Here is a 10,293-nt window from a genome sequence, read left to right on the forward strand (position 1 = left end):
CCCAGTCGATCAGATTGTGGAAATTGGCAAGCCAGTTGAGCAAGTTACCCCAGCGGAAGGTGTCAAGAATCTTGTCGTGGAACAACCGCGCTTGGATGTGGTAACTGAAGCTCTACCGTTCAACACCGTTGAGCGTGAAAATGCACAATTGCCTAAAGGCACACGAAAAGTTGTCCAAGAAGGCAAGGACGGCGAGAAGACGACTCTGGTTGAAGTAACGATTGAGAATGGTCAAGAGACCAGCCGTGTGACTCGCGACAGCTTCGTTTCCAAAGATCCAGTCAATCAGATTGTGGAAGTGGGAACCAAGGAAGAACAGCCAACGCAGCCAAGCAAACCTGACGCGCCAGTTAAGCCAGTCACTCCAGCTAAACTAGGCCAGACAAATGAAGCAAGGGCCACTCTGCCAAATACAGGAACAGTAGCAGATTCTGCTTCCCTTATGGGTCTCTTGCTGGCATTGACAGGATTGTTCCTGATGAAGAAAAAGGAAAACGGTGAAAACTAAATGTTCCCGACAAAAGAGCTAGTGCATAGAAATTGACTTTCGTACTAGTTATTTGAAGGCGGAAGATGACATCACAAACGATTTAGTGTGAGTTGTGTTCCGCCTATTTTATAATCATAAATCTAATTTAGGGACTATAGATTTGTTTGCATAAATATAGAGTATGGTTGTTAAATTTATAAAAAATTGTTTTCAATTACTATATATTTTGATTGGTGTAAACTGATAGATAGTTCCCTTTGTTTTTAATAATTCAAGGTAAAATATATTTTTTTGAAAAAAGTTGCAAACGCTTACTAATATAAGGCGTTCAAATAGGAAGGTTCCTTTATGGAAAAGAAATGTAAGTACAGTATTCGAAAATACGCTATCGGTGCTTGCTCTGTTATGATTGGAGCTGTATTTTTCGGTAGCCAAATCGTCGCAGCGGATGAGGCTCAGCCTGTAACCAGCCATCAACCTGTAATATCTGCAATAGCAGAGTCGGGTTCGACTGGAGAAAGTACAGTTAGCCCTGAAACAAGTCCGTCCGTTTCAACAGCATCAACAGCAGCAGAACCAATAGTAGAAACAAGAAATGAAGCAACCAGTAGCTCAGTTGAACAAGCATCTACCCCTGTAACAGCTAGTGCTAAAGAAGAAAGAGCAACTGCTTCCTCTAACAATACAGTCAGCCAGCCAACTTTGCCAGCTCAGGGAGCTAATGCGACTGAAAACACTGAAACAGAGATTGCTGACCATGGACCACTGCCAAGCAAGGCTCAATTGGACTACCACAAAGAAGAATTAGCAGCCTTTATCCACTTTGGTATGAACACCTATACCAACTCTGAGTGGGGAAATGGTCGTGAAAATCCTTCTAATTTTAATCCAACTAATTTAGATACAGACCAATGGATTCGTGTCTTAAAGGAAACAGGATTCAAGCGGACAATTATGGTTACCAAGCACCATGATGGCTTTGTTCTTTATCCGTCTGCCCATACCAATCACACTGTCGCAGCCAGTCCCTGGAAGAATGGTAAAGGAGATGTCCTAGAGGAAGTTTCTAAGTCTGCGACCAAGTATGACATGAATCTAGGGGTCTATCTTTCTCCATGGGATGCTAATCATCCGTCTTATAAGGTTGCCACTCAGGATCAATACAATGAATATTACCTTAATCAACTCAAGGAAATTTTAGACAATCCTAAGTACGGCAATAAAGGAAAATTTGTCGAAGTCTGGATGGATGGTGCTCGGGGAGAAGGAGCTCAGAAAGTCACTTATACTTTTGACAAATGGTTTGATTACATTAAAAAGGCAGAAGGTGATATCACTATCTTCTCTGCTCAGCCAACAAGTGTCCGCTGGATTGGGAATGAAAAAGGCACAGCGGGCGATCCTGTCTGGCATAAGGTGAAGCGTGACAAGATTCTAGCTAATCCGTCAACAGACTATCTGAATCACGGTGATCCTGCTGGAGATATGTATTCCGTTGGGGAAGCGGATGTATCTATCCGTTCAGGTTGGTTCTACCATGAAAATCAACAGCCAAAATCACTGCGTGAATTGATGGATATCTACTTCAAGTCTGTCGGTCGCGGAACACCGCTTTTGCTCAATATTCCGCCTAATAAAGAAGGACGATTTGCAGATGTAGACGTTGCCAGATTAAAAGAATTCCATCAGACGCTCAAAGACATGTATGCTACTAATCTAGCAGCAGGTGCTAGTGTGGTAGCGGATTCTACTCGGAAGAATGCCAAATACAATGTCAATCATCTGGTCGATGGTGATGACAAGACATCTTGGGCCTTGTCAAATGATGCATTGACTGGTTCTTTCACAGTTGACTTGGGAGAGAACAAGCGTTTTGATGTGGTCGAGTTGAAAGAGGACATTGCAAAAGGGCAACGAATTTCTGGCTTCAATATTGATGTGGAAGTTAATGGTCGTTGGGTTCGCTACGGCGAAGGCAGTACAGTTGGCTACCGTCGTCTGATTCAAGGTCAGCCAGTCACTGCAAGAAGAGTCCGTGTTACCATTACTGGTGCTCAGGCAACTCCGATTTTGACCAACTTTGCGCTCTACAAAACGCCTCAATCTATAGAAAAGACAGATGGATATCCTTTGGGCTTAGACTATCACTCTAACACTGAAGGAAATAAAAACAATACTACTTGGTATCAAGAAAATGAAGGTATTCGGGGAAGCTCCATGTGGACCAACCAAAAGGACGCCAGCGTTGAATATCAATTCACAGGAACCAAGGCTTATGTTGTGTCTACTGTTGACCCTCAACACGGTCCCATGGATGTCTATGTAGATGGTCAGAAAGTCGCAACGATTGATACGCAGAGCACTGTACGTAAACGTAGTCAAACCGTATATGAAACAGGCGACCTAGCAGAAGGTACTCATACGATTAAGTTAGTCAATGCTAGCAATCGCGCCATTGCGACAGAGGGGATTTATACTTTAAATAACCAAGCTAAGGGCATGTTTGAACTGAGTCAGCCAACTTATGAAGCGGAAAAAGGGAAAACTGTCACTGTAACTGTCAAACGTGTCGGTGGTGCCAAAGGTCCGGCAGATATCCGAGTGGTGACCGAGCCTGGAACAGGTGTTCATGGCAAGGTTTACCAAGACAAAACAGAGATTTTGCATTTTGCTGATGGAGAAACCGAAAAGACAGTAACGCTTCAAACCATTGACTTTAAAGAGCAAGAAGACCAAGTCTTTGACTTTAAAGTTAAACTGTCTGATTCAACGGAAGGAAGCTTACTTGGCTTTAACTCAGCTGCAACAGTTCGTGTCATGAAAGCGGACAGTCTTTCGCATAACCAAAAAGAATACGACGACCAAGCCAGCCAACTTATCTATAGTCCAAATTGGCATAAACAGACCAATGCTCAGGGGAATTTCAGCAATACAGAAAGCTGGGCTTCTTATAACGGCTTGTCTGCGGATGCCAAGAAAAAACTTTCTGTGACAGCTATTTTCAGCGGGACAGGAATCGATCTAACTGGTTTTGTGGATCCAAATCACGGTATTTATAAGGTTAGCCTAGATGGCAAAGTCTTGGACTATCAAGAAGGTCAAGGAAATGCCACAGAATACAATGGTAAGAAATATTTTAGTGGTAAAGCGGCTCAGCGAAAAGGCAATCAAACGCTGGTTTCCCTTAAAGGTTTGAAGGACGATGTTCACGTTCTGACCATGGAACTGGATCCTGAGCGTAATGACTTGACTAGAAATATCGGAATCCAATTAGATAGGGTTGTGACAAAAGGAACTGGCTCTCATCTCATTTCTAAACAGGACTTTGTGGAAGAGATGAAGCAGTTGAAAGAAACGGTCAATCAAATTACCCCAGAATTATTGAAAGATACACCGAATAGCCGTACTGCCTTTGTAGAATATAAGACTGTTTTGGAAAATGAATTGGCAAAAGAAACACCAGATGTCCAAGCAATCTTCAATGCAGTGAATCGATTGAAAGAAATTTTGGATAATCCAGATAACTTTGTTCCAGAAAATCGTCCAAACCTACCAGAGGAACCAAGTCCATCTCAACCATCCATGCCAGATCAGCCTTCAACTCCATCTCAACCATCTACGCCAGACCAACCTGCAGCACCTGGTCAAAATGATTCAAAACCAGATCAGCCGATTGTAACGCCTCCAGTCACTAAAGAAGAGAAAGATTTGGTTCAGGCACGCAAGCAAAACTTTAATAAAGACTGGTACTTTAAGCTGAATCCGACTGGCGACCAATCCAAGGAAAATATCAATATGAAGGATTGGACCAAGCTTAATCTGCCACATGACTGGAGTATCTTCTTTGACTTCGATCATTCATCTCCAGCCCGCAATGAAGGCGGTCAGCTGAACGGAGGAGTGGCATGGTATCGTAAGACCTTCACACTGGAAGAAGAAAATAAAGACAAGAATGTCCGTCTGACCTTTGATGGTGTTTACATGGATTCGCATGTCTATGTCAATGGCAAGCATGTCGGCCACTATCCAAACGGCTACAATCATTTCTCTTATGATATCACGGACTATCTCTACAAAGACGGTCGTGAAAATACGATTGCTGTTCAGGTCACCAACAAGCAACCAAGCAGCCGTTGGTACTCAGGTAGTGGTATTTACCGAGATGTGAACCTAGTCATGACAGATAAGCTGCATGTCAGCAAGCATGGCAATAAGATCACCACACCGAAGCTAAAAGAACAGCAGCAAGGTGCGGTTGATACAGTCGTTGCCAGCAAGGTTGTCAATACCGATAGCAAGGCACATCAAGTTTATGTTGAGCACCAGGTCTTTACCAAGGAAGGTCAGGCTGTGTCAGCTGCTGTCCATTCCGCTGTCAAAGAACTGTTAGCTAATCAGGAAGTTCAATTTGACCAAACGCTTCAGGTCAACCGACCAACCCTGTGGACGACCAAATCAGATAAGCCACAGCTCTATGTCATGAAGACTAAGGTCTATAAGGATGGTCAGCTGGTTGATGTGACCGAAGATACCTTTGGTTACCGTTACTTTGACTGGACTGCAGCAGACGGCTTCTCACTAAACGGTGAGCGCATGAAGTTCCACGGTGTATGTATTCACCAGGACAATGGAGCACTAGGCTCTGAGGAGAATGCTAAGGCTATCTATCGCAAACTGAAATTGCTCAAGGAGATGGGTGTCAATGCTATTCGGACTTCTCACAATCCAGCCAGTGAACAGTTGTTGAATGCTGCAGCTGAGCTTGGATTCTTAGTGCAGGAAGAAGCCTTTGATACTTGGTATCATAGTAAGAAGACTTATGACTATGGACGTTTCTTTGACCAAGAAGCAACACATCCAGATGCTAAGCCAGGTGAGAAATGGTCTGACTTTGACCTGAGAATGATGGTCGAAAAAGACAAGAACAACCCATCTATCATCATGTGGTCTCTTGGAAATGAAGTCGAAGAAGCCAATGGAGATGCACGTTCTATTGCTACTGCTAAGCGCTTGAAGGCAGTTATCAAGGCCATTGACACAGAACGCTATGTCACCATGGGTGAAAACAAATTTAGCCAACGTTCTTCTGGCGGATTTATCGAAATCGCGAAAATCATGGATGTCGTAGGGATGAACTATGGCGAGCACAACTATGAAGCAGTGCGCAGGGCTCATCCAGACTGGAAGATTTATGGCTCAGAAACATCTTCGGCTACCCGGACTCGCGGCTCTTACTACGATCCATCTCGGATTTTGAACCATGACCACAGTGCTGGCCGTCGTTATGAGCAGTCCGACTACGGAAATGACAAGGTAGCTTGGGGACGCACAGCGACTCAGTCATGGACCTTTGACCGTGACCATGCTGGCTATGCTGGCCAGTTTATCTGGACAGGGATTGACTATATTGGTGAGCCGACTCCTTGGCACAATATGGACCGAACACCTGTTAAGAGCTCCTTCTTTGGAATCATCGATACAGCAGGTCTACCTAAGAATGACTTCTACCTTTACCAAAGCCAATGGCGCTCAGTCAAAGACAAGCCAATGGTTCACATGTTGCCACACTGGAATTGGGATGAGGAGAGTCTACAAGACAGAAAGATGTTGGTTGATGGCAAGGTGCCTGTCCGCGTCTTCTCAAATGCAGCCAGCGTTGAGCTCTATCTGAACAATGAATCTCTGGGCAAGAAGACTTTCACTAAGAAGCAGACAGCAGATGGCAGAAGCTATCAAGAAGGTGAAAATGGTCAACTCTATCTGGAGTGGAAAGTCGCTTATAAGCCAGGTACTCTAGTGGCAGTTGCTCGTGATGAGTCTGGCAAAGAGATTGCGCGTGATACTGTGACAACTGCCGACCAACCTAGCAATGTCCGTCTTGTTAAAGAAGAGCATGTCATCGGAGCAGATGGAAAAGATTTGACTTATATCCATTATGAAATCGTGGATGCTAATGACAATCTCGTGCCGACAGCTAATAATCTCGTGCATTTCAATCTGCATGGACAAGGCGAAATTGTCGGTGTGGATAACGGAGAGCAGGCTAGCCGTGAGCGCTACAAGGCTCAAGCAGATGGTACATGGAAGCGCAAGGCCTTTAATGGCAAGGGTGTGGTCATCGTTAAGTCAACAGAAACAGCTGGGAAATTTACCCTCTATGCTGATTCAGAAGGTTTAGGCTCAGATTCTGCAACGGTTTATACGGTGAAAAGAACACAGTCTGCCAAAGAATTAGTTGACTTGCTTCCAGCAAAAGCAACAGCTATGGTTGGTGACGAAGCACAACTTCCACAGACAGTCAAAGCTGTTTACAATGACGGTAGCACAGAAGACAAGGCTGTGACTTGGAAGATACCAGCTGACCTGACTAAAACGCGTGGCGTCAAAGAAGTTCTAGGAAGTGTAGAGGGTACAAGCCTGACTGCTCGCTTGATGCTGAAAGTTTTGGATCTAGTAGCTTGGTTGCCAAAAGCCCAGACAGTGCCAGTCAATACAGCAACAGAAGATTTAGATAAAGTAGTTACAGCAGTCTTCTCTGATGGTACGACATCAGATGCTGAAGTCAGCTCTTGGACTTTGGAAAACCCCGATGCCTTGAAGACTGAAAATGGCGAAACAACAGCCGCAGGAAAAGTCGCAGACTCGGACATTTCTGTGTCAGCTAGATTCCGAGCGTCTAATCAGAACTTAACCGAAGGGGCTGTGACAGGCATTCAGGTTGATGGAAAGGCTCTGGCTGACTTTAGCGCAGACAAGACCTACTATCGTATCCCGCTTGCTTATGGTACAACTGTACCGACAGTCTCAGCGACAACCACTGGAGGTGCAACAGCAACTATCCAGCAGGCTAGTGCTGACAATGACAAACTGACTTCTGTCTTTGTGACAGACGAAGGTGGTCGTCTGACTCGAGTGTATCGCCTGCAATTTGTCGAAGCTAGCCCAGCCTTGACAAGCATTGAGCTAGAAGTAGAAAAGACAGAAAATCTAGTTGAGGATCAAGCTGTACCTTATAAAGTCAAAGGAATTTACGAAGATGGTACACGGGCGCTCCTGTCAGAAAATGATGTAGAGCTCACAATTAAGTCAGGTGATGGTGCAGAAGTCAAAGCTGAAAATGGCAAACTCTTGCTCTACCGTAAAGGAACAGCTCGTATCACAGCTCGTCTTGCAAAGGCAGATAAGACTCTGACTTCGCAAGAGCTAACCTTGAGCATCGCTGAAAATACACAAGAAAAAACCATCACAGAGCTGCGTCCGATTAAGCTATCAACAGACTTGCACAAGTTGCCAAGTCTCCCTCAAGAAGTACTGGCAGTTTATAATCAAGGTTTGCCGCGTAAGGTAGCCGTGACTTGGGAGCCGATTTCCCAAGAGAAGGTTGACCGTTATCATAGCTTTACCGTTAAAGGACGAGTAGCAGGGACTGACATTGAAGCACAAGCTCATGTAACTGTCGAAGGCTTCTTGACAGCTGAGGAAGTATCATTAGCTGTGCCAAAAGGTGAGATGATTAAACTTCCAGCAACAGTCCGTGCCTATCACTCCGATGGCAGTGTCCAGTATAAAGAAGTAGCCTGGGATGCTGTTCCGACTGATGCGACAGCTCAAGCTGGCAAAGTAGAAGTTACAGGAACAGTCGTGGGACTCAATCTCAGAACCAAGGCTCACATCCGAGTGTCTGAACAAACAGTTCAAAACAAGAATATCTCTAAACAATGGACAGGGTCAGAACTTCCAGCAGCCTTTGTATCTGATACTGGTGGGGATGATAGCGCTAGTGCTTTAAATGATACCCACATTTCAAGAACTTCAGGCGGAGCTAAGAACCGTTGGACTAACTGGCGTACTGGAAATGAAGAAGACTATGCAGGTATCCTATTTGGTGATGCTGGTGACTTGACCAAACGCTTTGTTGATAATCTAAAAGCAGACTTCTACACGGATGGTGCGATTGGTCTGCCAGAAGAATATGTCATTGAGTACTACGTCGGCAAAGACCTGCCAGAGTTACCAAAAGATGTTAACCATGTTCGCAAAGAAGCGCAACATCCATTCAATCAAGCAAGTAATTGGAGGCAAGTAACTGGACTTCGTGCACCTCAGACCCTGAGTGCTAATTCTGAAAATGTCTTCCGCTTTGATAAGGTAGAAACACCAGCTATCCGTATTCGTATGAAGAAGAAGGCAAATACATCAGGTGTCGGTTTGACTGAGTTGACGGTCATGGGTAACAGCGTCGAAGAAGCGACAAGTGCGACAGCTAAGCTTATGGTAGACGGTCAGCCTGTCCCAGGATTTAACAGTGCTATCAAAGAGTACGAGATTGTCAAGAAAGAAACAGGCAATCAAATGACTGCTGAAGTGAGCAATAATGGCTTAGCGACAGTGATTCCAGCAGCATCTGAAAAGGATCCTGTCCGTGTACTCATCAAGGCTGAAAATGGTCAAATCGTGGATGAATACCGCATTCGCTTCGTTAAAGAGAGCAAGCAAATAGGTAAGCCTGTGGCTGCTGAAACATTATCAACAGTCGTAAATGTAGGAGAGAGACTCCAGTTGCCAACAACTGTACCAGTTTATTATCCAAGTGGTACTGAATGGGTTAAGAAAGATTTAGCAGTTACTTGGAATCCAGTTGATGAAAGTCTACTTCGAACTAAGGGTAGCTTTACACTGACAGGAACGATTCCAGGAACAGATCTACAGGCACAGCTTAAAGTACGAGTAAGCGAGCAAACTGGACGCAATGCTGCTTTAAACCAAAACCATAACGACCAAGATTCACTTGCCTTTGCTTCAACGACTAATGACACAGATCAAGCTTCACAAGATAGGGTTCACTATGTAAATGATGGTTCGACCAACGAAAGTAATCGCTGGACTAACTGGTCAAGACAGGCTCCAAGTAAAGAAGTATCTGTCGGTGTTCTCTTCAAAAAGCAAGGTCAGATTGCAGCTGAGACAGTGCAACAAGTTGGTATGCAGTTCTTCAGAGATAGTGGAACAGATGCACCGCAAAGTCTCGTTTTAGAATACTATGACGGTCCAGACTTTACTGAGCCAAATCCAGCTTCTCGTTATGCTGAGCAGGCTAATCATCCATTTAACAATGCAAATAATTGGAAGCAATTGAACTATACAGCTGACAGTGAAATCGTAGCTGGTAAGATGATTCATTTGAACTTTGAAGCTGTTAAAACAAAAGCTATCCGTGCCCGTATGACGCGCAAGGATACGACTAACGGGGTTGCACTTGTAGAGTTCACTGCCGTTACACCAACAGAAGCGCTTCAGTCAACTACAGTAACGAACATCACTGTTAATGGTCAAGCCTTGGCTGATTTTGCAGCAGATAAGACAGATTACCGTCTGGAGTATCAAGGCACAAGACCAAGGATTGAAGCTACTGCTACAAACAATGCAACGGTGACAGTTGTTCAGTCTGATAGCGATGAGCTTCCAAGTCTTGTTCGTGTGGTGACGGAAGACAGTCAAACGACTAAGGAATACCAGATCCAGCTAGTGAAGAAAGCAGCGGATGCTACACCGCCAGTTCACAAGACGACTCCAGACGAAGGTGTTAAGATTCCAGTAGTTGAACAACCACGCTTGGATGTGGTGACTGAGACCCTACCGTTTAACACTGTTGAACGTGAAAATGCACAATTGCCTAAGGGCACCCGAAAAGTTGTTCAAGAAGGCAAAGACGGTGAGAAGACTACGCTCGTTGAAGTGACCATCAAGAATGGTCAGGAAACCGGGCGTGTGACTCGCGACAGCTTCGTTTCTAAAGCTCCAGT

Annotated in this window: 2 protein-coding genes; both read left to right on the forward strand. The window is 44.6% G+C overall.

The window, feature by feature from the left end; translation table 11 throughout:
• On the forward strand, positions 1–508 hold a 508-nt coding region (locus tag SSIN_RS00970), incomplete at its 5' end, for a G5 domain-containing protein (protein ID WP_037614703.1).
• A 330-nt stretch (positions 509–838) separates the two neighbouring features.
• Positions 839–10,293, forward strand: a 9,455-nt coding sequence (locus SSIN_RS11065; RefSeq protein ID WP_052076739.1) for an Ig-like domain-containing protein, incomplete at its 3' end; no start/stop codon positions are given.

Origin of the sequence: Streptococcus sinensis (genome assembly GCF_000767835.1) — a bacterium.
GTDB lineage: Bacteria > Bacillota > Bacilli > Lactobacillales > Streptococcaceae > Streptococcus > Streptococcus sinensis.